Annotated in this window: 1 protein-coding gene; it reads right to left on the reverse strand. The window is 50.5% G+C overall.

Annotated features, from left to right (window positions below):
• On the reverse strand, window positions 1-307 hold a 307-nt coding region (locus tag FGT79_RS30760), incomplete at both ends, for a X2-like carbohydrate binding domain-containing protein (protein ID WP_281286058.1).

Genomic DNA, 307 nt, shown 5'->3' on the forward strand with positions numbered 1-307 from the left:
CCGTTTAGTGTCAGCGTTACAGCTACATCCGCTTGCGCAGCTGTTTCTTTATCGAAGGCTGCTGTCGTTTGGCTCAATTGGCTGTTTTGCGGCGTTGTGTCGCTCACCGTTACCGCCAGCGTCTGAGCGGCACCCGCGCTAAAGTTAAACGACAGGTTTGTCGTGCCTACAGACTGCTGTGCCAAGTAAGATTTTTTTATCGTTACCGTGTTGCCCACTATTGTGTAATCTGTTCCCGCTGTCAATGTAGCCACACCATTTGTGATACTGTCCAGCGTATTTCCGTTCAGCGTCAGCGTTACAGCTA

It is taken from the genome of Paenibacillus sinopodophylli, assembly GCF_005930355.1.
Classification (GTDB): domain Bacteria; phylum Bacillota; class Bacilli; order Paenibacillales; family Paenibacillaceae; genus Pristimantibacillus; species Pristimantibacillus sinopodophylli.